Genomic DNA, 22,742 nt, shown 5'->3' with positions numbered 1-22,742 from the left:
TTCGTCGGCACCGCGGCCGATCAGGACAAGGGACTCTTCGATCGTGGACAAAACAGGAACTCCGGCGAATGGCGTCAACAAACGTGAATGGCGTTAAGAGCGAGTTAACCGTGCAGCCAGGTGAAAATCCGAGCCTTCTCAATGGTTTGACGCGCTGTGGAACGATGTTTATGGTAGCCGAGTTTTGAGCTCGCGCTTCGGGCTCGTGAGGAAGCCTTGATGCCCAACAGTGATCAAGAACGCGCGCGCCGGCAGCGGTTCCAGCAACGCCTTCACGTTCTCCACGACACTGCGCTGCATCGCAAGTTGAAGGAACATCTTCCCGCCGGCCGCTGGACGCGCCGTCACTGGATCCACGCCAGCCTGTTCGCCACCATCGGCGCGATGGTCGCCACCATCGTCCCGGGCTTCTCCAACGCCATCGACGTGCCGCTGCAGACCACGCAGGCGACGCTGGCGCTGCCGTTGCCGCCGATCTCGCTTGCCCAGCAACAGCAGGCGGCGATCACCGACAACTGGCAGGTGGTGCGGATCGAGTCCGGGCAGACCCTGGGCTCGGTGTTCGAGCAGCTCGGCATCCCCGCCACGGTGATGCAGCGGGTGCTGGACCATCCGGGCACCCACGACGCGCTGACCAAGCTGCGCCCGGGCGCCGAGATCGGCTTCGACCTGGCGACGACGGGCGATCTGCGCGCCCTGCGCTTCGATCGCGATGCCACCCACCGGGTGGAACTGTCGCTGCTGGGCGACGACATCAAGGAGAAGGTGATCGAGCGCGAGACCAGCACGCGCACCGTGGTCACCAGCGGCGAGATCACCAGCTCGCTGTACGTGGCCGCACGCAAGGCCGGGCTGTCGCCGTCGGCGATCGCGACGATGACCGACGAGATCTTCAAGTACGACATCGACTTCGACAAGGACCTGCAGCCGGGCGACCGCTTCAGCGTGGTCATGGACGAGACCTGGCGCGAAGGCGAGCGCATCGACACCAGCAAGATCCTGGCGGCGACCTTCACCACCCGCGGCAAGACCTACAGCGGCTTCCGCTTCGAGCGCGGCGGCAAGCCGGCCGAGTACTTCGACGTGACCGGGCGGCCGCTGAAGAAGAGCTTCATCCGCATGCCGGTGTCCTACAGCCGCATCAGCTCCACCTTCGGCGCGCGCAAGCACCCGGTGCTGGGCACCATGCGCATGCACAAGGGCATCGACTACGCGGCGCCGACCGGCACCCCGATCATGGCCGCCGGCGATGCGCGGGTGCAGTTCGTCGGCACCCAGCGCGGCTATGGCAACGTCGTCATCCTGGATCACGGCAAGGGCTACAGCACGCTGTACGGGCACATGTCGCGCTTCGGCGGGATCAAGGCCGGCCAGCGCATCAACCAGGGCACGGTGATCGGCTACGTCGGCATGACCGGCATGGCCACCGGTCCGCACCTGCACTACGAATTCCGCGTGGACGGCGTGCAGCGCAATCCGGCCTCGGTGACGATGCCGCCGCCGACCCCGCTGGCCGGGGCCGAACTGGCCGCGTTCCGTGCGCAGACCTCGCCGGCGCTGGCGCGCATCCAGCGCGTGGAAAAGCTGATCTACGCCGATGCCGACGAGCAGGGGGCGAAGAAGAAGAAGGTCGTCGCCTCGTCAAAGGCCGCCGCCTCGCACGACGCCGGCTGAGCACTGGCGTCCGCTTCCGCCGCGCCGCGCATTGACGGGCGGCGGCGCCTGGCACACGCTGCGGCGCCGATCGCCGCCTGGTGCCTAACATGTCCCCGCCTTCCGCCGTTCCCGACGACGCCCTGTTCCTGGGCCTGATGTCCGGCACCAGCGCCGACGGCATCGATGCCGCGCTGGTGCGCTTCGGCCACGACGGCAACCCGCAGCTGCAGCTGGGCCGCACTTATGCCTGGGCACCGCAGCAGCGCGCGGCGCTGATCGCGCTGGGCGAAGGCGGCGACATCGCCTCGCTGGACGCGCTGGGGCAACTCGATGCCGAGGTCGCGATCGCCTTCGCCGAGGCGGCGCTGCGCCTGCTCGACGACGCTGGGGTGGCGCCGGCAGCGGTGCGCGCGATCGGGTCGCACGGGCAGACCGTGCGCCATCGCCCGCTGGCGAACCCCGCCTTCACCTGGCAGCTCGGCGACGGCAACCGCATCGCCGAACTGACCGGCATCGCCACGGTCTGCGATTTCCGCCGCCGCGACGTCGCCGCCGGCGGCCACGGCGCGCCGCTGATGCCGGCCTTCCATGCGGCGATGCTGGGGGCGGCGCACGAGGACCGGGCGGTGCTCAATCTCGGCGGCATCGGCAACCTGACCCTGCTGCCGGCGCACGGTGCCGTGCGCGGTTTCGACACCGGCCCGGCCAACGCGCTGCTCGATGCCTGGTGCCAGCGCCATCGCGGCCAGCCCTACGATGCCGGCGGCGCCTTCGCCGCCAGCGGCACGGTCGACGCCGACCTGCTGCAGCGCCTGCTGGCCGATCCGTGGTTCGCGCTGCCGCCGCCCAAGAGCACCGGGCGCGAGCAGTTCCACCTGCGTTGGCTGGAGGCCTGCCTGGACAGCCCGGCGCCCGCGCCGGCCAGCGTGCAGGCGACGCTGCTGGAACTGACCGCGGCCACCATCGCCGATGCCTTGCTGACGCAGCAGCCGGCGACCCGGCAGTTGCTGGTGTGCGGCGGTGGCGTGCACAACCCGCTATTGCTGGCGCAGTTGCAGGCGCGGCTGCCGGGCGTGCAGGTGCAGTCGACCCAAACGCAGGGCCTGGACCCTGACTACATCGAAGCGATGGGCTTCGCCTGGCTGGCGCGGCAGACCCTGGCCGGGCTGCCGGGCAACCTGCCGTCGGTCAGCGGTGCGCGCGGGCCGCGCATCCTTGGCGCGATCCACCCCGCGTAAGCGAGGCGTCGGGATTCAGAAACCGCTGCCGGCGGGCAGCGCGCGCAAGGCCGCGATCGCCTCCGACAGCGCATCCACTTCGCGGTGCTCGAACCCGCTGCGTACGTCGTACTCGCTGGAGAACAGGCCCTGCTCGATCAGCGCCAGCACCGCCTGGCGCTGGGTCCAGCCGCGCGCGACGGCGATGCGGCGGATGCGTTCGAGCAGGAACGGGTCGATATCGCGCAACACAAGGTCGCTCATGCGGACTCCCGGACGGCGGCGCACGCATGCGCCGCTGCCCATCATCCCTGCCCGGGGACCGCCTTTCAATCGCTGGAGGCGGCCGCCTGCGGCGTCTGTTCGCGGATCCGCGGCCACAGCCAGGCCAGCAGCAACAGAGTCGGGATCACGGTGAAGGCGCTGAGCACGAAGAAGGTGCTGTAGGAGGTGGCTTCGACGATGTAGCCGGAGACGCCGCCGACGAACTTGCCCGGCAGGTTGGCCAGCGACACCAGCAGCGCGTACTGGGTGGCGGTGAAGTTGCGGTCGGTCAGCGAGGACATGAAGGCGACCAGCACCGTGCCGGCGAAGCCCTGGAACAGGTTGTCGGCGCTGAGCGCGGCGTAGAACGACCAGAGCTGGCCGGGGTTGTGCGCCATCAGCAGGAACGCCAGGTTGGACAGCGCCACGCCCAGCGCGGCGACGAGCAGCATGCGTCGGAAGCCGAAGGCGGCCACCGCCAGGCCGCCGGCGAAGGCGCCGGCAATCCCCATCCAGACCCCGAACAGCTTGGAGACGGTGGCGATGTCGGCCTTGTCGAAGCCCGAGTCCAGGTAGAACGGGCCGGACATCACCCCGATCACCTGGTCCGGGAACTTGAACAGGCCCACGAACAGCAGCAGCGCCAGGCCCAGCGCCAGGCCGTTGCTGGAGAAGAAGCTGGAGATCGGCTGCCAGAACGCACCGACCACGTCGATCCTGCGCACCACCGTCGAGGCCGGCACCTCCGGCTCGCGGCACACCAGAGTGGTGACGATCGGCAGCAGCATCAGCCCGGCCATGACCAGATAGGCCAAGGTCCAGTTGCCGAACTGCGCCAGATACAGCGCGCCGGCGCCGGACAGGATCAGGCCGATGCGGTAGCCGAAGGTGTAGGTCGCAGCGAGCGCGGCCTGCGCCGAGGACGGCGCGATCTCGATGCGGTAGGCGTCCACCACCGAATCCTGGGTGGCGCCGGCGAAGGAGGCGATCAGCACCCACAGCACCAGCGCGCCCACGCTCAGTTCCGGGCGGGTGAAGGCAAGCGCCACCAGCCCGATGGCCACGCCGAGCTGCGCGACCAGCAGCCACGAACGGCGCCGGCCGAGGAAGCCGAACAACGGGAAGCGGGAGCGGTCCAGCAACGGCGCCCACAGGAACTTGAGCAGGTAGAAGAAGCTGGCCAGGCTGATCAGGCCGATGCTGCCCAGGTCCAGGCCGACGTCGCGCAGGCGCGTGGACAGGGTCTGCGAGGCGATCAGCAGGAACGGCAGGCCGCTGCCGAAGCCCAGCAACGCCATCGTCGCCGCCGACGGCGTGGCGAAGGCGCGCTTGATCCCGGCCCAGCCCTTGTAGGACACCGGCGCCGCGGAGGTGCTGCCGCTCATTCGCGGTAGTCCACCGTGAACGGCGCATGGTCGGAGAAGCGCTGCGCGGTATAGATGGAACAGCCTTGCAGGCGCTCGCGCAGGGTTGGAGTGACGAACTGGTAGTCGATGCGCCAACCCACGTCGTTGGCGCGCGCCGCGCCGCGGTTGCTCCACCAGGTGTAGTCCTGGCCGTCCGGATGCAGCGCGCGGTAGGCGTCGACCCAGCCGCGGCCGCTGGCCGGGTCGGCCTCGTCGGCACGGTCGGCGCACAGGCCGTTGAGCCAGTCGCGCTCGGCCGGCAGGCAGCCGGAGTTCTTCTGGTTCGACTTCCAGTTCTTGATGTCCAGCGCCGAGCGCACGATGTTCCAGTCGCCGCACAGCACGTAGTCGCGGCCGCTGTGCAGCCACTCCACCAGGATCGGCCGCAGCCAGTCCATGACCTGGAACTTGTAGCCCTGGCGCAGCTCGCCGGAGGACCCGGAGGGAATGTAGAAGGACACCACGCTCAGGTTGCCGAAGCGCGCCTCGAGGTAGCGGCCTTCCTCGTCGAACTCCGGCCAGCCCAGCGCGGTGCGCACCTCGTCGGGTTCACGCTTGCTGTAGATGGCCACGCCGCTGTAGCCCTTCTTGGTGCTGGCGTCGCGGAACCAGACCCGGTAGCCGTCCGGCAGGAACGCCGGCCCGGCCAGTTGATGCTCCTGCGCCTTGGTCTCCTGCACGCACAGCACATCCGCCTGCTGGGTGGCGAACCACTCGAAAAAGCCCTTGGTGGCGGCCGACCGCAGGCCGTTGGCGTTGAAGCTGATGATGCGCATGAGGTGCTGGGATTCGGGATTGGGGATGACGGGATGTGTGAAAGCATAGCCGGTCACGCCCGTGCAGCGTCCGCGCATGGGGTACGCTTTTACGAATCCCCAATCTCTAATCCCGAATCCCGGCCCCCCAAATGACCGACTACCGGCAACGTTTCCTGCAACTGGCCCTGGACGCGGAAGCGCTGCGCTTCGGCGAGTTCACGCTGAAGTCCGGGCGCCTCAGCCCCTATTTCTTCAACGCCGGGCGCTTCGACTCCGGTGCCAGCATGGCGCGGCTGGCGGCGTGCTACGCCGATGCGGCCGACGCGGCCGGGCTCGACTTCGACCTGCTGTTCGGCCCGGCCTACAAGGGCATCCCGCTGGCGACGGCGGTGGCCTGCGAATACGCGCGGCGCGGGCGCGACCTGCCGCTGGCGTTCAACCGCAAGGAAGCCAAGGCGCACGGCGAAGGCGGCAGCCTGATCGGCGCGCCGCTGGCCGGCCGCCGGGTGCTGATCGTCGACGACGTGATCACCGCCGGCACCGCGATCCGCGAGGCGCTGGGCATCATCCGCGCCGCCGGCGGCGAGCCGGCCGCGATCCTGGTCGCGCTGGACCGCCAGGAGATCGCGGCCGAGGACGACCGCCGCTCGGCGGCGCAGGCGGTGGCCGCCGAAGCCGGCGTTCCTGTGGTGTCGGTCGCGCATCTGGGCGACCTGCTTGCATTCATCGACGGAAACGCAGACCTTGTCGGCTTCCGCGAACCGCTGCTGGCCTACCGGGTCCGCTACGGTTGCGCTTCGTCTGGCTGACAGCAGGGGGCTGCCGAGATGCCGATCCGACCACGCAACCGCGTCCTGCCAGCCGTGTTGGCGCTGCTGGCCTTGCCGGCCACCGCGCAACAGGCGTCGGCACCGTCCAAGAAGCTGTATTGCTGGAACCAGGGCGGCCAACGCACCTGCAGCGACGCGCTGCCGCCGGAAGCGGTGAACCAGGCGCGCGACGAGTTCAACGCCACCAGCGGCATGCGCAGCGCCGAGGTCGGGCGTGCGCTCAACGCCGACGAACGCGCCGCGGCCGCGGCCGATGCCGCGCAGCAGCGCGCCGACCAGGCCGCGCTGGAGACGCGCAAGCGTACCGACCAGGCGATGCTGCTGTCGTACCAGACCGAGGACGAACTGCGCCGGGTGTTCGCCGAGCGCATCGGCATCGTCGACAACAACATCAACACCGCCCGCTACAACGTCGACAGCCTGCGCCAGGGTCTGATCGGCCTGCTGTCCGGCGCCGGCGCGCGCGAACTGGCCGGGCAGAGCGTGCCCGCCAAGATCGCCGACGACGTGCAGCAACGGCACCGCGCCCTGCTGTGGCAACTGCGCATGCAGAAGAACTTCGAACAGCAGCGGCTCGGCCTGGACCAGGAAATCGAGGACGTGCTGCAGCGTTATCGGGCGGCCCGCGGCGGCGGCCCGGCAGCGACCGCGACCACCGCCGGCGGCTGAGCCGCCGTGGCGCCCGGCGCCCGGACCAGCCCGGGCGCGTGCCGTTGGCTCAGAAGGTCGGCGCCACGCCGGGCAGCACCGCCTGCACCTGGCCGCGGAACAGCGCCTTGATCCGCTCCAGCGCCGCCGCGTTGTCGGCCTCGAAGCGCAGCACCAGCACCGGCGTGGTGTTGGACGCGCGGACCAGCCCCCAGCCATCCGGGAAGTCGACGCGCAGGCCGTCGATGGTCAGCAGCCGCGCGCCGGCGAACGGCGAGCCCTCCTGCTGGGCCTGGGCGACCAGGTCGGCGACCAGCGCGTGCGCGTCCTGCCCGTCCACCGGCAGCTTGATCTCCGGCGTGGCCACGCTGTCGGGCAGTTCGGCCAGCACCTCCGACGGCGATTCCTCGCGCTGGGCCAGGATCTCCAGCAATCGCGCCGCCGCGTACAGGCCGTCGTCGAAGCCGTACCAGCGCTCCTTGAAGAAGAAATGGCCGCTCATCTCGCCGGCCAGTTCGGCGTCGGTCTCGCGCATCTTCGCCTTGATCAGCGAATGCCCGGTCTTCCACACCAGCGGGCTGCCGCCGTTGCGCAGCACGTAGTCGGACAGCTTGCCGGTGCACTTGACGTCGTAGATCACCAGCGCGCCGGGATTGCGTTGCAGCACGTCGGCGGCGAACAGCATCAGCAGGCGGTCCGGGTAGATCACCGTACCTTCCTTGGTGACCACGCCGAGGCGGTCGGCGTCGCCGTCGAAGGCCACGCCCAGGTCGGCATCGAAGCGCCGCACCGTCTGCACCAGGTCCTCGAGGTTGTGCGGCTCGCTGGGATCGGGATGGTGGTTGGGGAAGGTGCCGTCGACGTCGCAGTACAGCGGCACGACCTCGGCGCCGATCGCTTCCAGCAGCCGCGGCGCCAGTTCGCCGCCGACGCCGTTGCCGGCATCGGCCACGACCTTGAGCGGGCGGTCCAGCTGCACGTCGTCGGCGATGCGCTGGATGTAATCGTCGCCGACGTCGCGCTGCTGCAGCCGGCCCGGCTCCTCGGCCGTGGGCAGGCGGCCGGCGCTGATCCGCGCGTACAGGTCGGCGATGGCCGCGCCGGACAGCGTCTCGCCGCCGACCACGATCTTGAAGCCGTTGTAGTCGGCCGGGTTGTGGCTGCCGGTCACCGCCACGCAGCTGCCGGCGCGCAGGTGGTAGGCGGCGAAGTAGACCACCGGGGTCGGCGCCAGGCCGATGTCGGTGACATGGCAACCGGCGCGGCGCAGGCCTTCGATCAGCGCGGCCGACAGTTCCGGCCCGGACAGGCGGCCATCGCGGCCGACCACCACCTCGTTGAGTCCCTGCTCCTGCATCACCGCGCCGATCGCCTGGCCGATCAGCGCCGCGACCTGCGGGCTGAGGTCGCGGCCGACCACGCCGCGGATGTCGTAGGCGCGGAAGATCTCCGGCGCCACCGCGAACGCCGGCACCGGCTTGGCCGGCGCGGCCTCCTCGGCGGCAGGCGGCGGCGGGGGCGGCTCCTGGCGCTGCAGGCTCTGCTGCAGAGTGTGTTCTTCGGTGGCCGCGGCGTCGGCGCGGCGTACCCGCGGCTGCGGCAGGCGCCCGCGCGCGGCCAGCAACAGCAGTGCGCCCAGCACCAGGCAGAGGCCGGCGACCAGCAGGCAGGGCATCGCCCCCAGCCCCAGCGGGCCGGCCTCGCCATCCGGCAGCGAGGCGACCATGCGCAGGCCGCTGTCGCCGACCGGGCGCGACAGCGCGTCGGCACGGTCGTGCAGCGCATTGTTGCCGGCGGCAATCACGTCGTAGTTGCCCTGGCGCAGCGCCAGATAGCCGCTGCCCGGCACCGGCGCCTGCGCGACCGGGTCGGTCACCAGCGCCAGCGGCAGGCGCAGGTAGACCACCGCGGCGTTGCCTCCCAGCGACACCGGCGCGGCCAGCCCGAGCCGCGGGCCGCCGCCGTCGCGAATCACCGCGCTGGCGAGCTTGTCGCTCAGCAGGGTCTTTTCCAGCAGCGCCAGGCGGCCGTAACCGAAGCGCGCCGCATCGGCGTAGCCCGGTTCCAGGTCGGCCGGCAGTACCTGCGCGTCCTCGGCCTGCGCCCAGTCCGCGCGCAGCGCCTGGGCCGCGGCCGCGGCGTCGCCGCGGCTCAGGGCCGCCTGCACGGCCGGCTGCTGCAGGCGCTCGGACAGGCGTTTGCCCACGCCCGCCAGCGCCTGCTGGGTCTGCGTCACCGCGGCATCGCGCGCCTGCTCCAGGGTGGTGGCGGCCTGTTCGGCGCGCCATTGCTCCACCCCGCTCCAGCCGAACCAGACGACCATCAGCACCAGCAGCACCGTCAGCAGAGGCGCCACCTTGCGCAAACCCTGCGGCACCGGCCGCGCTTGTGTTGCCTCGCTCATGCAGACGATCCCCTGTCAGCGCACTCCGGTATGGCCGAATCCACCCGTTCCCCTGGCGCTGTCGGCGAAAGTATCCACCACCTGCAGGGCAACACGCACGACCGGCATCACCACCAGTTGCGCGATGCGGTCGCCGGGGGCGATGGTGAAGTCCTCGCGGCCGCGGTTCCAGATGCTGATCAGCAGCGGTCCCTGGTAGTCGGCATCGATCAGGCCGGTGCCGTTGCCGAGCACGATGCCGTGGCGGTGGCCCAGGCCCGAACGCGGCAGCACCACCGCGCACAGCTGCGGATCGGCGATGTAGATGGACAGGCCGCTGGGGATCAGCGCGGTGTCGCCCGGGGCCAGGGTCAGCGGCGCCTCGGTGGCCGCGCGCAGGTCGAGCCCGGCGCTGGCTTCGGTGGCGTAGTCGGGCAGCGGCCAGCTGTCGCCGAAGCGCGGATCCAGCAGCTTCACCTGCAGCGGATGGGGCGTGGGAGTGCTCATGCGTGCAGCCTCTGCGCGATCAGGTCCAGCAGTTGTTCGGCCAGTTGCGTCTTGGAGACCGCCGGGAAGTCGCGTTCGCCGTCCTGCCAATAGGCGGTGGCCGCGTTCTGGTCGCTCTCGAAGCCGTTGCCGGCCACCCCCACCCGGTTGGCCACGATCAGGTCCAGGTGCTTGTCAGCGAGTTTGCCACGGGCATAGCGCTCGATGTCGTGGGTCTCGGCGGCGAAGCCGACCACCAGCTTCAGCGCCTGGGTCTGCGCGGCGACCTCGGCCAGGATGTCCGGGGTCCGGGTCAGCTCCAGGGTCAGGGTCTCGCCGCTCTTCTTGATCTTCTGCGCCGCCACCTGTTTTGGCGTGTAATCGGCGACCGCGGCAGTGCCGATGTAGATGTCCGCGGGCAATGCGCCCAGCACCGCCTCGCGCATCTGCGCGGCCGAGCGCACGTCGATGCGCTGCACGCCATCGGGCGTAGACAAATGCACCGGACCGCTGACCAGCACCACCTCGGCGCCCTGCCGGGCCGCGGCCGCGGCCAGCGCGTAGCCCATCTTGCCGCTGCTGCGATTGCCCAAGTAGCGCACCGGATCCAGGTCTTCGTAGGTGGGACCGGCGCTGATCAGCAGGCGCAGCCCGCGCAGGGCGCCGGTGGCGCCAGTGTCGGAACGCGACGGGACGGCGGTGGCGGCGGCCGGCGTGGCCGACGCGGCGCCCTGGTCCGTGCGCCCGGCGAGCGCGGCGACGATCTGCCCGGGTTCGGCCAGGCGGCCGGGGCCGGACTCGCCTTCGGCCAGCGGGCCGTCGTTGGGGCCGACCACCTGTGCGCCGCGCTGGCGCAGGGTGGCGATGTTGGCCTGGGTGGCCGGGTGCAGCCACATGCGGTGGTTCATCGCCGGGCACACGGTCAGCGGGGCTGTGCTGGCCAGGCACAGCGTGCCGACCAGGTCGTCGGCCAGCCCATGCGCCAGGCGCGCCAGCAGGTCGGCGGTGGCCGGCGCCACCACGATGTGTTCGGCCCAGCGGGCCAGTTCCAGATGGCCCATCGCCTGCTCCGCGCCGCTGTCCCACAGCGTGGTGCGGGTGAGATGGCCGGACAGCGCCTGGAAGCTCAGCGGGGTGACGAACTGCTGCGCGCCGGCGGTCATCGCCACTTGGACCTCGGCGCCGGCATCGCGCAGCCGCCGCACCAGTTCCAGCGCCTTGTAGGCGGCGATTCCCCCGCCGACGCACAACAGCACACGTCGCCCCGGCAGGGGCCTCTCGAAAATCGCGGTCACGTCGGGAATGTCCTACCCATACAAGGACGATTAGCTTACCCGATGGCTTTTGGCGGCCTGATACCGTTGCGCCATGTCGGCCGGCACCCTGGCGATATGCACATCTCCGACTGGCCCTGCGAAGAACGTCCCCGGGAAAAGCTGCTGGCGCGCGGTCCCCGGGCCCTTTCCGACGCCGAACTGCTGGCGATCTTTCTCGGCTCCGGTCTGCCCGGCAGCGACGCGGTACGCACCTCACGCGACCTGCTGCACCGGCACGGGCCGTTGCGCACGCTGCTGGACCGGTCGCCCGGCGACCTGGTGCGCCTGCCCGGGCTGGGGCCGGCGCGGGCCTGCCAGCTGTCGGCGGCGCTGGAACTGGGCCAGCGCCACCTGGCCGCGGAACTGCAGCGCGGCGACACCCTCAGCAACCCGGTCACCGCCGGCCGCTACTTCGCGCAACGCCTGCGGGCGCGGCCATACGAGGTCTTCGCCGCCTTGTTCCTGGACACCCGGCACCGCTGGCTGGCCTTCGAGGAGCTGTTCCAGGGCACCGTGGACGGCGCCGAGGTGCATCCGCGCGAGGTGGTCCGGCGTGCGCTCACGCTCAATGCCGCCGCCGTGATCATCGGCCACAACCATCCGTCCGGGAACCCGGAACCCTCGCCCGCCGACCGCGCCGTCACCGACCGGCTGAAACAGGCGCTGGACTTGATCGACGTGCGCCTGCTCGACCACTTCATCGTCGGCGACGGCGTCCCGGTCTCGATGGCTTCGCGCGGCTGGGCCTGAACCGATGCGCGTGGCGGGCGGTGCCGGGGTGGCGCGCGTGCCCCACAAGGCGACACCCGGCCCGGCGGGCGCGCAGCGGGCCCGGGCCCGGGCGCAGGCCTGCGCCCGGTCACGGCGTCACGGCTGAGGTCGGGCTGAACCCGGGACGGGCCGGGAGGCGGCGGGTCGGGTAAAATCGCCGGTTCCGCGCTTCAAGCAGAGATCTCGTGAAATCCCAACTCCGCGCCCTGATCGGTCAAGGCATCGAAGCCTTGCGCGCCAATGGCACCCTGCCGGCCGACACCCTGCCGCCGGACTTCGTGGTCGAGCGCCCCAAGACCCGCGAGCACGGCGACTTCGCCACCAACGCGGCAATGCTGCTGGCCAAGGCCGCGCGCACCAATCCGCGCGCCCTCGCCCAGCAATTGGTGGACGCGCTGCCGGCCAACGACGATGTCAGCAAGGTCGAGATCGCCGGCCCCGGCTTCATCAATTTCCACCTCGGCCCCGGCGCCTATCAGCGCGAGGTGCTGGCGGTGCTCAAGCAGGGCGAGGACTACGGCCGCAGCCTGGTCGGCAACGGCCGCACCGTGGGCGTGGAGTACGTCTCGGCCAACCCGACCGGGCCGCTGCACGTCGGCCACGGCCGTGCCGCGGCCATCGGCGACTGCCTGGCGCGCCTGCTTGAGGCCAACGGCTGGAATGCCAAGCGCGAGTTCTACTACAACGACGGCGGCAACCAGATCGAGAACCTGGCGCGCTCGGTGCAGGCGCGCGCCCTGGGCAAGACCCCGGACAGCCCGGACTGGCCGGAAGAAGGCTACCGCGGCGACTACATCCAGGACGTGGCCGAGGCCTACATGGCCGGCGCCGCAGTGGACCTGGAGGGCCACGTGGTCACCGGCGCCAAGGACCCGCAGGACCTGGACGCGATCCGCCGCTTCGCCGTGGCCTATCTGCGCAACGAGCAGAACCACGACCTGGCCGCGTTCGGCGTGGATTTCGACATCTACTTCCTGGAAAGCTCGCTGTACCGCGACGGCAAGGTCGAGGAGGCGGTGCAGAAGCTGGTCGCCTCCGGCCACACCTACGAGGACGGTGGTGCGCTGTGGCTGAAATCCACCGATTTCGGCGACGACAAGGACCGGGTGATGCGCAAGTCCGACGGCACGTATACCTATTTCGTGCCGGACGTGGCCTACCACCTGAGCAAGTGGCAGCGCGGCTATGTGCGCGCCATCACCGAACTGGGCGCCGACCACCACGGCTCGCTGGCGCGCGTGCGCGCCGGCCTGCAGGCGATGGACCTGGGCATCCCCAAGGGCTGGCCGGAATACGTGCTGCACCAGATGGTCACGGTGATGCGCGGCGGCGAGGAAGTGAAGCTGTCCAAGCGCGCCGGCAGCTACCTGACCCTGCGCGACCTGATCGAGGAAGCCGGCCGCGACGCCACGCGCTGGTTCCTGATCGCGCGCAAGCCCGATTCGCAGCTCACCTTCGACATCGACCTGGCGCGCCAGCAGAGCAACGACAACCCGGTGTTCTACGTGCAGTACGCGCATGCCCGCGTGTGCAGCCTGCTGCGCCAGGCGCAGGAGAAGAAGCTGGACTACGACCAGGCCGACGGCCAGGCGCAGCTGAACCGGCTCAGCGACGCGACCTCGCTGGAACTGATGCAGGAACTCTCGCGCTACCCGGAAGTGGTGGAGAATGCGGGACATGCGCTGGAGCCGCACCTGATCGCGCAATACCTGCGCGAACTGGCCACGGCCTTCCACACCTGGTACCACGGCACTCCGGTGCTGGTGGACGACGCCGGCGAGCGCAACGCCAAGCTGACCCTGGCGGTGGCGGCGCAGCAGGTACTGGCGAACGGTCTGAATCTCCTGGGCGTCTCGGCCCCGGAAAAAATGTGAGTGGAGAAGCGGTAAATGGCAGCACGACGCGGTAAGACCCAGGCCCGGCGCAACACCGGCAACGGCACGCCCGGATGGGTGTGGCTGATCGCCGGCGCGGCGATCGCCGCGGTGGTGTTCCTCGGCGCGCCGGGCCTGTTCAAGAAGGACGGCGATTTCCTGCGCGTGGGCGGCCCGCGCGCCAATCCGGACGCGCAGCCCGCACCGGTGGCCGATGCCGACGTCGATGCGGCCCCGGAGCTGCCCAAGCCCGCCGCCAACGCGGCCGGCAGCACCAAGCCGGAAGCGAAGAAGGACGCGCAGACCCAGTACGACTTCTACACCTTGCTGCCCGGCAAGGAAGTGCAGATGTCCGACGCCGAACTGGCCGCCAGCGCGCGCGCCGAGGCCATTCGCCAGGCCAAGGCGCAGACCGCCGCAGGCACGGCGGCCGCCGGCACCACCCCGACCGCGGTCGCCACTGCGCCGACCACGACGGCCGCCAATCCGACCCCGTTGCCGGAAACGCCGAGCACCGCGGCCAGCGCCACGCCGGCCGCCTCCAGGCCAGCGGCTGCGGCGGCAACGCCGGCCGCGACCACCGCACCGGCGGCAACCGCGGCGACTGCAGCCCCCGACACCGCACGCTACATCCTGCAGGCCGGCTCGTTCGGCGCCTCCGGCGATGCCGAGTCGACCAAGGCCAAGCTGGCGATGCTGGGCCTGTCGGCACGCGTGGAATCGGCGCAGATCAGCGGCAAGACCGTGTACCGCGTGCGCATGGGGCCCTACGGCACTGCCAGCGAACTGGCCGAGGCCAAGCAGAAGTTGAACGGCAGCGGGTTGTCGGCGATCGCGATCAAGGCGCAGTGAAGCCGGGATTGGGGAATCGGGAATCGGGATTCGGAGAAGCGGGTTCCGTGTCGTTTTCGTCTTCGCGTGCATGCATGCCGCGTCGCCAATGACGCGTCGACGCTGACGCGGCGATGCAGTTCAATGGCCGCGGGCTGCCGGCGATCGATCAGGGCGCAGTAGTGCCGGGAATCGGGAATGGGAAGAGCGCGTGCTCGCCCGTTCCCTGAGACCTGTGGCTACGGGACAGAATGCTGGGTTGTCTGCGACGCCGCGGCGGCGGCGCTGATCGCGCGCGTGCGGTGATCCTCCGCGTGCGCAAGGCGGCGTCGACGCCCTGCCACCGCATTTGCTTTTACCATTCCCGATTCTCCCCTCCCCATTCCCGGCCCCCCAATGACCCAGACTGCCCTGATCACCGGTGCCACCTCCGGTTTTGGCGCCGCCGCCGTGCGCCGCTTCGTCGACGCGGGCTGGCGCGTGATCGCCACCGGCCGCCGCGCCGAGCGCCTGCAGCCGCTGCTGGACGCCTTCGGCGCCGAACGCGTGCACATCGCCGCCTTCGACATCCGCGACACCGACGCGCTGGACGCGATGCTGGCGGCGCTGCCCGAGGCGTTCCGCGGCATCGACCTGCTGGTCAACAATGCCGGCCTGGCCCAGGGCACCGCGCCGGCGCAGGCCGCGCAACTGGACGACTGGCGCACGATGATCGACACCAACGTCACCGCGCTGGTGACGCTGACCCATCGCCTGCTGCCGACGCTGATCCAGCGCCGCGGCGCGATCATCAACATCAGTTCGGTCGCCGCGCTGTATCCCTATCCCGGCGGCAACACCTACGGCGGCACCAAGGCCTTCGTCAGCCAGTTCTCGCTGGGCCTGCGCTCGGACCTGCACGGCACCGGCGTGCGCGTGACCGCGATCGAACCGGGCATGGCCGAAACCGAGTTCACCCTGGTCCGCACCCATGGCGACCAGAAGGCTTCGGACACGCTCTACCAGGGCGCGCAGCCGATGACCGCCGAGGACATCGCCGAACAGATCTTCTGGGTGGCGACGCTGCCGCCGCACCTGAACATCAATCGGCTGGAAATCATGCCGGTGACGCAGTCCTTCGCCGGCTTCCAGGTCGCGCGGCAACCGGCCTGAACAGCCGCGGGGCCGCGACGCGCGGCTCCGCCACGACGCTTCTTTTCTCATGCGAGCCCCTATGCCGCCACGCGGCAGCGACGCGTATCGATTGCGCCGGTCGGATGGCAATTCCGACAATGCGTTAACGAAATGATATAACATATCTTTCATGGAGCCATGCCCGGTATCGGGCGGCGCACCACTTGCTCGCCTGCAGCCCACCGCTGCCGCCAGCCCCCCCCACTTCCGCTTCGTCCACAGCCACCATGAAGACCTACACCCATGCCCTCGCCGTGCTGGCCGGGCTCGCGGCCGGCGACGGCGCCGCGCAGACGACAACCGACACCACCACCACGCTCGGCACCGTGGAAGCGCGGCGCCACAGCGCCGCCTCGCTGTCCACGCGCAACATCCTCAGCTCGGTCGACGTGCTCGGCAGCGAACAGATCGGCGACAAGGCCGTCATGAACAGCTGGGAGCTGCTCGGGCAGATGCCCGGCATGCAGCTCACCGAAACCCGCCAGGGCGCCGAGTCCGGCAAGGTCACCTTCCGTGGCTTCAACGGCGAGGGCTACATCAACGGCATCAAGGTGCTGATCGACGGCGTGCCGAGCAACGTCAACAGCGGCAACCAACGCTTCATCGACATGATCTTCCCGCTGGAGATCGCCTACATCGAGGTAGTGCGCGGCACCAACGATCCGCGTTACGGCCTGCACAACATCGGCGGCAACTTCAACATCGCCACCCGCCAGGGCGGCAACTACCAGGACCTGCGCCTGAGCTATGGCAGCTTCGCCACCCGCGAACTGCAGTACGCCGTCGGCCATGAGGCCAATGGTCTGGCGCAGAACTATTTCGTCGGCGCGCAGGCCGCGCATGGCTATCGCCAGCACGACAGCTCGCGCAAGTACACCCTGGGCGGCAAATGGTTCTATGGCGAAGACGACGATGCCGCCCGCATCGGCCTGATCGCCCGCGCCTACCATCACGACGCCGACGAACCCGGCTTCCTCACTGCCACCGAGTTGGCCGAGGACCGCGAACAATCGCCGCCGAAGAACGCCAACGACGGCGACGACCGCTACATGCGCCAGGCCAGCGTGCATGCCGACTTCAAACTCGGCGACGGCCTGCACCTGCGCAATACGCTGTACTTCAACCGCTATGAAGACGACCGCCGCGTCACCTTCACCAATTACCCGCTGGGCAATGCGCCGCGGCAGCGTCGGCAGTGGGACGAAACCCAGACCGGCCTGCTCAGCACGGTCACCTGGCAGGCCAGCGCCCTGCTCAGCGTGGAAGCCGGCGTCAACGCCGAGCACCAGGACAATCGCTACCGCCGCGCGCGCTATGCCTACAGCGTGCCGACCGATTTCGATCGCGCCCCGGCACGCGTGCAGAACGACGACCGCTACAGCCTGGACAACCTCGGCCTGTACCTGCAGGCGGTGATCCAACCGAGCGATGCGCTGAAGATCGTCCCCGCATTCCGTGCCGACCGCTTCTCCGGTGAGACCGCGCTGCCGGGCGGCATCCACGCGCCGCTGCAGCGCTACGGCTGGATCGACCAGCCCAAGCTCAGCGTGATCTACGCGCTGACGCCGCAGCTGAGCGTGTACGCCAATTGGGGCCGTACCTTCCAGATCCTCACCGGCTCCACCGCGCCGGCCTATCTCACCCCGGGCCAACCGGCGTTCCGGCCCTCGATCAACACCGGCAAGGAACTGGGCCTGAAACTGCAGCCGGTGGCCGGCACCGAGGCGCGCGTGGCGGTCTGGCGCCAGGACGCCACCGACGAAGTGGCGAACATGCCCAGCACCGGCACCACGGTCGGCCTCGGCCAGACCCGTCGGCAAGGCGTGGACCTGCAACTGAACACACAACTGGGCGAACGCTGGACGGCGTGGATCTCGCACGCGCTGCAGGAAGCCAAGGTGGTCAGCGCCTACACCGCCACCGGCGAGTCGCTGCGCGGACGCGAGGTGTTCTCCACGCCGCGCTACATCAGCAACGTCGGCCTCGACTACCGGCCCGACGCGCGCTGGAAGTTCGGCGTGCAGGCGCGCGCGCAGGGCGACTACTACATCGACGAACGCAACACGCAGGGCAAGTACGGCGGCTTCCGCGTGGTCGATGCCAGCGTGCGTTACCAGCTCAGCCCGCGCGCAAGCCTCGACCTGCAGATGAAGAACCTCACCGACGCGCGCTATGCCTACGTCTGGTACGACAACTTCTTCTGGGGCGGCAACGACCAGCCGATGTTTTCGCCAGCGCCCGCACGTTCCGCCTATCTCGGTTTCGAACTGCGGCTGTAGGGCAACTCGCATCACCTGCATCCGCCACAGCGTGCTGCGCAGGAGCGGCTTCAGCCGCGACGGGCTTCACCGCGAACGCGACCATCGCGTCTGAAGAAACCGCGCCGATGGGGCACGTCCCGGGGTGAGAGGTGCCCGGCAGCGGCGTTTGCCTGGGCAAGGATAGCCGCGCAGTCATCGGATGCGACGTCCTCGCCGCATGTGGTACGGTTCCGGCGTCGCCAGCCTTCGCGCAAGCCTTCCGCCCTTTCACCGGAGTGCTTTGCGATGCTCTCTCCCTCTCCGTTCGACCGCGCCGTCCTTTCCTCGCAGGGGCCGCGGCGATGACCGACTTCATTACAGACGCGGCACAGCTGCAGGATTGCGTGGGCCGTCTGCCTGGCCCGCGCGACATGAAGGTGATCGACCATCTGGACGCGCACGCACTGCGCTGGCTGGCCGCCAGCCCGCTGCTGTTCGCCGGCGTCGCGGCTCAGCGCCTGGCGCTGAGCGTGGGCAGCGGTGCGCCCGGCTTTGCGTGCGGCGACACCCCGCACCTGCTGTCGCTCCCGCTGCAGGCGCTGGATGCGGCCCCCACGCCTGTCGGCGCCGGCTTCGGCTCGCTGTTCCTGGTGCCCGGCCTGGGCGAGACCCTGCGCATCAATGGCCGCATCGCCGGCGACGACGGCACGCGCGTGTTCGTTGCCGTCGAGGAATGCTATCTGCACTGCGCCAAGGCCCTGCTCCGCGCCGACTGGTGGCAGGCCGCGGAATCCACCGACGAAGCGCCGCCGCAGACGCCGGATGGATTTCTGGGAAGTTGCCGGCTGCTGGTGCTGGCCACCGCCGATGCCGAAGGCCGCGTCGATGTCAGCCCGCGCGGCGATCGCGCCGGCGCCTTGCTGCAAGCCCACCGCGACGCCTGGTGGTTCGCCGACCGGCCAGGCAATCGCCGCGTCGACAGCCTGGGCAATCTGCTGGCGCGGCCGCAGATCGCGCTGCTGGCGCTGCGCCCCGGCAGCGCGCGCTGCGTGCGCATCGAAGGGCTCGCTCGTCCCAGCACCGATGCAGCGATCCGCAGCGCGCTCGCGGTTGATGGACGCGTTCCGCATCTGGCGGTGCGGGTGCTGCCGGCGGTGCTCGAAGACATCCACAGTGCTGCGCTGGGCCGCTTCGACCACTGGCCGCCCACTGCCATCGCACACGACCTGGACCCGCCGACGATCTTCCGCGACCACGTCAGGCGCAGCGGCGCGCGCGGCGCCCAGGCCACGCTGCTGCGCGCGGCGGTCTCGGTGCCCGGCATGGTCCGCAAAGGACTGCAGGCCGACTACAAGAAGAACATGTACTGAGCGCGCAACGCCGCCGGTTCACCCGTCTGCGTCGATCGCGCCGGGCGCGCTGAGGTGATGCACCGCATAGCAGTGCGCATCGTCATCCGCCGGCGGCAGGTCGCGCCACAGATGAAACCGCAGCCGCGTCCATCCCTGCGGTTCGTAACCGTGCACCGTGGCCAGCATGCGTTCGTCGGGCGCACGCACAGCGTCGGCATCGTTCTCCAAGGCCGGCGACGGCGCTTGCAGCACGCGCGTGGCATAGCGCGCCGTGCGCAGCGCCGCGGACGTCCATGCCGTGCCGACCATCCACGACTGCACTGGCGGGCGGCCGAAGGCCTCGCACAGCGCGACGAACGCGGGGCCGGCGAGGAATGCGTGCATCGCCGCCGCATCGCGCCACAGATAGAACGGCGCATACAGGTTCTGCCGGGCGTGCAGGTGCGGATCGTGTCGGTCGGCGACCAGGTAGGCCTTGAACCGCAGCCCCGGCAGCGTGTCGAGCAAGGGCCCTTTGTCGGCGATGCGGCGGCGGATGATCGCCATGTCGTAGTCCGCCGGCAGCGCGATGCTGTACTGCATGGCGATCATGCCGGTGCTCCGCTGGCGGCAATGCCGGCGCGGCCGCCGCCGAAGGACCAGTCCTGCGCCGCGGTGGTGACGATGGTGACCATCACGTCCTCCGGGGCGATCCCCGGCGCGATCGCCAGCAGCTCGACCAGGCGCCGGTAGAACGCCTGCTTGCAGGCGTCGCTGCGTTCGCGGCCGGCGGTGATGGCGATCAGCACGAAGCCATCCGAGCGCGGCCCGCCCAGGTAGTGGCGGTCGAACACCAGTTCGTCCGGGTCGTGCTGGTGGATGACCTGGAAGCAGTCGCCAGCCGGCACGTCGAAGGCCTCGTGCATGGCCTGGTAGAGGCTGGCCGACAGCGCGCGCAGATAGGCAGGCGGATGACCGCGCAGTAGCGAGATGCGGGCGTACGGCATCAGCGCGTCTCCGTCGTGGCCGGCTTCGCCGCACTGGCGGCGCGCAGCAACGGCAGTGCCGATGCCGCGCACGGCCAGCCGGCGTAGAACGCCAGGTGGGTGATGGCTTCGGCCAGGGCCTCGCGGTCCAGGCCGTTGTCCAGCGCGCGCGCCAGGTGAAACGGCAACTGCTCCAGCCGAGACAGCGCGACCAGCGTGGCCACCGTGATCAGGCTGCGTTCGCGCGGCGACAACCCCGGGCGCTGCCACACCTCGGCGAACAGCACCTCGTCGGTCAGGCGGGCGAAGGCCGGCGCGATGTCGCCGAACGCGGCCTGCGGGGAAGGAAACGGGGTGGCTGGATCGGACATCGGAAGGTCTCGCGTGGGAACGGGCACAGCCTAGCCGCGCACAACCTTCCGAAAAATCGGAAAATATCGAAACGACTGTCCGGAAAATCAGGATCGACCGATGCGCCCCCTCACCTTTGACCTCGACGCGCTGCGCAGCTTCGTCGCCGGCGTGGAACTGGGCAGCTTCGCCAAGGCAGCCGACCGCCGCGGGCGCTCCACCTCAGCGATTAGCGCGCAGTTGAAGAAGCTGGAGGAGCAGGCCGGGCAGCCGGTGCTGCGCCGCCAGGGCCGCGGCCTGGCCCTGACCGAGGCCGGCGAAGCCTTGCTGGGCTACGCGCGGCGGCTGCTTGAGCTCAACGACGAGGCCGTCGTGGCGCTGCAGGACACGGCGCTGCAGGGCTGGGTGCGGCTGGGGCTACAGGAGGACTTCGGCGAGCACATGCTGCCGGACGTGCTGGGGCGCTTCGCCCGCGCCCACCCGCAGGTGCGGATCGAAGCGCGCATCGCCCGCCACCAGGAACTGCTGGCACGGGTGGAGGCAGGGCACCTGGACCTGGCCCTGGCCTGGGAGTCCGGCGCCGCCTCGCCGCATCGGCAGGCGCAAGCGGCGTGGCCGCTGCGCTGGATCGCCGCAGACGACCGCAGCAGCCTGTCCACGACGCCCACCTGGAGCGGCGACGCGCCGCTGCCGCTGGTGATGCTGGAAGCACCGTGTCTGCTGCGCACCGCCGCGACCACCGCCCTGGACCGTGCCGGCATCCCGTGGCGCATCGCCTTCACCAGCGCCAGCCTTGGCGGGGTGTGGGCGGCGGTCCGCGCCGGATTGGGCATCACCCTGCGCACCCCGGCCGGCGTGCCGGCCGGACTGACCCTGCTGGCGCCCGGCGCCGGCGGCCTGCCGGCGCTGCCGACACTGGGACTGACCCTGCACCGCGCGGTCGCCACGCCACCGCCGGCGGTGACGCGGCTGGCGGAGATCCTGCAACAGCGCCTGCAGGCGGCGCATGCGGCGCTGGCCGAGCGCGGATGAGGACGTCGCAGAACGTCAGCGGCCGGACAGCGCGATCGGGGCGGGAGCGCTGCGCCGCTCGCGCAGGCGCAGGAACGGCCGCTCCACCGCGTAGTGCAGGCCAGCCGCGAATAGCAGCGCCATCCCGGCGTAGGCGGCGAAGGCGAGCGGCCCGCGCTCGTCCAGCAGCGCGCCGAACCACACCTGGGTCAGATGGAACGCGGCCTTGTGGCTCAGGTACAGGCTGTAGGACACCGCGGCCAGCCAGGCCGCACCCGGCACCCGGCAACGCCCCAGCCATCCCTGCGTGGAGGCACCGGCGCCGACCAGCAACGCCAGCCCCAACGACAGCACCGGCCAGCCGACCGCATTGCCGAGCAGGCCGGTGCGGTCGCGGAACAGCCACATCGCCAGCGCGCAGACCACGATCCCGGCAAGCGCCACCGTGCTGGCATGGCGCAGCAGGCGCTGCCACTGCTGCGGTCGGAAGGTCTTCAGCACCGCCAGCGCCACGCCGGCCAGCAGGCCGTCCAGGCGGTTCCAGGTCGGGTAGTAGAGATCCTCGATGAACCAGTTGCGCTGCAACCCGGCGCCGATCCGATCTAGCGCGCTGTCGTGCAGCCAGATGGCGCTGCGCAGGGCGATGCCGGCCAGCACCACGGTCACGCACAGCGCCACGACACGCGGCGCGGACGGCCGCCGCAGCAGCCACGCCGCCAGCAGCGGGAACACCAGGTAGAAGTGCTCTTCCACGCACAGCGACCAGGCATGCGAGAACGCCTGCTGGTTGGCGTAGTCGATGCCCAGGTTGAGGGTGAAGCTGGCGAACAGCCACCACGGCGCGATCCCCGGCGCTTCGCGGAAGCCGGGCCAGGCCAGGTACAACGCCAGCACCACCACGTACGCCGGCAGGATGCGGTAGGCGCGGCGGCAGTAGAACTCGCCGTAGCGCAGCCGCTCGCCGCGGGCCAGCGGCGCCAGCACCTGGCCGCCGATCAGGAAACCGCTGAGCACGAAGAACAGGTCCACGCCCATCCAGCCATAGCGCGACAGCCACTCCCAATCCGGGCCCAGCCCGCCGACCACGAAGGAGTGGAACAACATCACCCAGACGATGGCGATGGCGCGCAGCAGGTCGAGGCCGGGATAGCGCATCGTGGGACGGTGGCGGTGGGGAGCGCGCAGCTTACTGGTTGCATCGCCGGTTGCG

The 22,742-nt window shown here is 70.3% G+C and carries 22 protein-coding genes (1 of these 22 only partly in view); 11 read left to right on the top strand and 11 right to left on the bottom strand.

Annotated features, from left to right (window positions below; all coding sequences use genetic code 11):
- Positions 1–51: the 5' portion of a tyrosine--tRNA ligase gene (gene tyrS / locus AC1PK7_RS02315; protein ID WP_481099735.1), read on the bottom strand. It extends 1,161 nt beyond the left edge of the window; the window shows 51 of its 1,212 coding nt (coding positions 1–51); the start codon lies at positions 49–51; the stop codon falls past the left edge of the window.
- Between the two features lie 168 nt (positions 52–219).
- Here tyrS and AC1PK7_RS02310 point away from each other — a divergent pair, with 168 nt between their 5' ends.
- Together AC1PK7_RS02310 and AC1PK7_RS02305 are read left to right on the top strand one after the other, a co-directional pair.
- The gene (locus tag AC1PK7_RS02310; protein WP_481099734.1) at positions 220–1,674 is read left to right on the top strand and encodes a peptidoglycan DD-metalloendopeptidase family protein; all 1,455 of its coding nucleotides are present in this window, start codon (positions 220–222) and stop codon (positions 1,672–1,674) included.
- Positions 1,675–1,763: 89 nt separating this feature from the next.
- Positions 1,764–2,894: an anhydro-N-acetylmuramic acid kinase gene (locus AC1PK7_RS02305; RefSeq protein WP_481099733.1), complete on the top strand. Its 1,131-nt coding sequence runs from the start codon at positions 1,764–1,766 to the stop codon at positions 2,892–2,894.
- A 15-nt stretch (positions 2,895–2,909) separates the two neighbouring features.
- Here AC1PK7_RS02305 and AC1PK7_RS02300 read toward each other — a convergent pair whose 3' ends face one another.
- From AC1PK7_RS02300 to AC1PK7_RS02290, 3 genes are all read right to left on the bottom strand, one after another.
- Positions 2,910–3,137 carry a hypothetical protein gene (locus AC1PK7_RS02300; RefSeq protein ID WP_010342053.1) on the bottom strand — a complete coding sequence of 76 codons (228 nt, stop codon included), beginning with the start codon at positions 3,135–3,137 and terminating at the stop codon, positions 2,910–2,912.
- Between the two features lie 65 nt (positions 3,138–3,202).
- The gene (locus tag AC1PK7_RS02295) at positions 3,203–4,522 is read right to left on the bottom strand and encodes an AmpG family muropeptide MFS transporter (protein ID WP_481099732.1); all 1,320 of its coding nucleotides are present in this window, start codon (positions 4,520–4,522) and stop codon (positions 3,203–3,205) included.
- On the bottom strand, positions 4,519–5,319 hold the full coding sequence (locus tag AC1PK7_RS02290; RefSeq protein ID WP_209245034.1) for an exodeoxyribonuclease III: 801 nt from the start codon (positions 5,317–5,319) through the stop codon (positions 4,519–4,521). Before AC1PK7_RS02290 ends, AC1PK7_RS02295 begins: the two co-directional genes overlap by 4 nt.
- 131 nt (positions 5,320–5,450) lie before the next feature.
- Between AC1PK7_RS02290 and pyrE the strand changes: the two genes are divergently transcribed.
- Both pyrE and AC1PK7_RS02280 read left to right on the top strand, forming a co-directional pair.
- Positions 5,451–6,110: an orotate phosphoribosyltransferase gene (pyrE, locus tag AC1PK7_RS02285; protein ID WP_481099731.1), complete on the top strand. Its 660-nt coding sequence runs from the start codon at positions 5,451–5,453 to the stop codon at positions 6,108–6,110.
- 18 nt (positions 6,111–6,128) lie between these two features.
- On the top strand, positions 6,129–6,800 hold the full coding sequence (locus AC1PK7_RS02280) for a hypothetical protein (RefSeq protein ID WP_481099730.1): 672 nt from the start codon (positions 6,129–6,131) through the stop codon (positions 6,798–6,800).
- Between the two features lie 49 nt (positions 6,801–6,849).
- Here AC1PK7_RS02280 and AC1PK7_RS02275 read toward each other — a convergent pair whose 3' ends face one another.
- Genes AC1PK7_RS02275 through coaBC form a run of 3 tightly spaced genes read right to left on the bottom strand, consistent with a single transcriptional unit; the run spans position 6,850 to position 10,943 of the window.
- Positions 6,850–9,183, bottom strand: coding sequence for a phosphomannomutase/phosphoglucomutase (locus AC1PK7_RS02275; protein WP_481099729.1), 2,334 nt, complete (start codon positions 9,181–9,183; stop codon positions 6,850–6,852).
- Between the two features lie 15 nt (positions 9,184–9,198).
- Positions 9,199–9,669 carry a dUTP diphosphatase gene (gene dut, locus AC1PK7_RS02270; protein ID WP_481099728.1) on the bottom strand — a complete coding sequence of 157 codons (471 nt, stop codon included), beginning with the start codon at positions 9,667–9,669 and terminating at the stop codon, positions 9,199–9,201.
- Entirely contained in the window at positions 9,666–10,943 is a 1,278-nt protein-coding gene (coaBC, locus tag AC1PK7_RS02265; protein ID WP_481099727.1) for a bifunctional phosphopantothenoylcysteine decarboxylase/phosphopantothenate--cysteine ligase CoaBC, read from the bottom strand. The genes dut and coaBC overlap by 4 nt, the downstream gene beginning before the upstream one ends.
- Positions 10,944–11,039: 96 nt before the next feature.
- On the opposite strand from coaBC, the gene radC reads away from it, so the two are divergent.
- The 6 genes from radC to AC1PK7_RS02235 all read left to right on the top strand — a co-directional run bounded on the left by radC (position 11,040) and on the right by AC1PK7_RS02235 (position 19,223).
- Positions 11,040–11,714: a RadC family protein gene (radC, locus tag AC1PK7_RS02260; RefSeq protein ID WP_010342061.1), complete on the top strand. Its 675-nt coding sequence runs from the start codon at positions 11,040–11,042 to the stop codon at positions 11,712–11,714.
- Positions 11,715–11,920: 206 nt separating this feature from the next.
- Entirely contained in the window at positions 11,921–13,609 is a 1,689-nt protein-coding gene (gene argS, locus AC1PK7_RS02255) for an arginine--tRNA ligase (RefSeq protein ID WP_019800498.1), read from the top strand.
- Between the two features lie 15 nt (positions 13,610–13,624).
- Positions 13,625–14,461, top strand: coding sequence for an SPOR domain-containing protein (locus tag AC1PK7_RS02250; RefSeq protein WP_481099726.1), 837 nt, complete (start codon positions 13,625–13,627; stop codon positions 14,459–14,461).
- A gap of 375 nt (positions 14,462–14,836) precedes the next feature.
- The gene (locus AC1PK7_RS02245; protein WP_010341843.1) at positions 14,837–15,592 is read left to right on the top strand and encodes an SDR family NAD(P)-dependent oxidoreductase; all 756 of its coding nucleotides are present in this window, start codon (positions 14,837–14,839) and stop codon (positions 15,590–15,592) included.
- Between the two features lie 248 nt (positions 15,593–15,840).
- Positions 15,841–17,892: a TonB-dependent receptor gene (locus AC1PK7_RS02240; protein WP_481099725.1), complete on the top strand. Its 2,052-nt coding sequence runs from the start codon at positions 15,841–15,843 to the stop codon at positions 17,890–17,892.
- A gap of 323 nt (positions 17,893–18,215) precedes the next feature.
- Positions 18,216–19,223 (top strand): pyridoxamine 5'-phosphate oxidase family protein, encoded by a 1,008-nt coding sequence (locus AC1PK7_RS02235; protein ID WP_481099724.1) that lies wholly within the window; start codon positions 18,216–18,218, stop codon positions 19,221–19,223.
- A gap of 18 nt (positions 19,224–19,241) precedes the next feature.
- Here AC1PK7_RS02235 and AC1PK7_RS02230 read toward each other — a convergent pair whose 3' ends face one another.
- From AC1PK7_RS02230 to AC1PK7_RS02220, 3 genes are read right to left on the bottom strand one after another with little or no spacing between them, the layout of a single operon-like run.
- On the bottom strand, positions 19,242–19,796 hold the full coding sequence (locus AC1PK7_RS02230) for a DUF4865 family protein (RefSeq protein ID WP_481099723.1): 555 nt from the start codon (positions 19,794–19,796) through the stop codon (positions 19,242–19,244).
- On the bottom strand, positions 19,793–20,191 hold the full coding sequence (locus AC1PK7_RS02225; protein ID WP_481099722.1) for a tautomerase family protein: 399 nt from the start codon (positions 20,189–20,191) through the stop codon (positions 19,793–19,795). The genes AC1PK7_RS02230 and AC1PK7_RS02225 overlap by 4 nt, the downstream gene beginning before the upstream one ends.
- Entirely contained in the window at positions 20,191–20,541 is a 351-nt protein-coding gene (locus tag AC1PK7_RS02220) for a carboxymuconolactone decarboxylase family protein (RefSeq protein ID WP_481099721.1), read from the bottom strand. The genes AC1PK7_RS02225 and AC1PK7_RS02220 overlap by 1 nt, the downstream gene beginning before the upstream one ends.
- 100 nt (positions 20,542–20,641) lie before the next feature.
- Here AC1PK7_RS02220 and AC1PK7_RS02215 point away from each other — a divergent pair, with 100 nt between their 5' ends.
- Entirely contained in the window at positions 20,642–21,553 is a 912-nt protein-coding gene (locus AC1PK7_RS02215) for a LysR substrate-binding domain-containing protein (RefSeq protein ID WP_481099720.1), read from the top strand.
- Positions 21,554–21,568: 15 nt separating this feature from the next.
- On the opposite strand, the gene AC1PK7_RS02210 is transcribed toward AC1PK7_RS02215, so the two are convergent.
- Positions 21,569–22,687 carry an acyltransferase family protein gene (locus tag AC1PK7_RS02210; RefSeq protein WP_481099719.1) on the bottom strand — a complete coding sequence of 373 codons (1,119 nt, stop codon included), beginning with the start codon at positions 22,685–22,687 and terminating at the stop codon, positions 21,569–21,571.
- Between the last annotated feature and the right edge of the window lie 55 nt (positions 22,688–22,742).

The organism is Xanthomonas sp. NCPPB 3174 (genome assembly GCF_056725205.1).
This window is presented reverse-complemented; position numbering and strand designations above follow the sequence as displayed.